We start from the raw sequence: 476 nt of genomic DNA on the forward strand, positions 1-476 counted from the left end.
TCTACAGCGGCCCCGGATCATGACGCGACAAGCGCCTCAATCCCTGCCGTAGGCGAGCATCGACGTGGCGCGTACGGGAAGCCCGCCGTCTCGGGGAGAGAACGACGGGCTCTTGCTTGGGGGAGCGGCGGAGGGGACTGGCCGCTCGCGATAGAAATCCGCCAGACCTGAAACTGTTCCCTGAAATTTTCGACTGAGACGCTATCCACCGCCGACAGACCCGCTGATTTTTCTTCGCGCCAGCCCTGCAGTGTGAGATAATTCCGACCAGGGTTTTAGGGCGGCAACGATGTCATTGTCGCGCAACAGTGGGGTGTACGAACCCGCTGATCTGGACTTGCTGCAGCGGGTCTTTGACCGACTGTGCAAAGAACGCCGGCTGGCGCTCAAGGACAAGGACCAGAGGGAATATCTTGCCTCTCAAATCTTCGAAGTTTTTGCCGACGGTTCGCCGCAGACGGTGGACCAGTATTCCC

General features: G+C 59.7%; 1 protein-coding gene. It reads left to right on the forward strand.

Going from position 1 to position 476, the window contains the following annotated elements; translation table 11 throughout:
• Window positions 1–289: 289 nt before the first annotated feature.
• Window positions 290–476: hypothetical protein (locus EN807_RS32545; RefSeq protein WP_135937930.1), on the forward strand; the 187-nt coding region annotated here is incomplete at its 3' end.

Source organism: Mesorhizobium sp. M5C.F.Ca.ET.164.01.1.1, from assembly GCF_004792125.1.
GTDB lineage: Bacteria > Pseudomonadota > Alphaproteobacteria > Rhizobiales > Rhizobiaceae > Mesorhizobium > Mesorhizobium wenxiniae.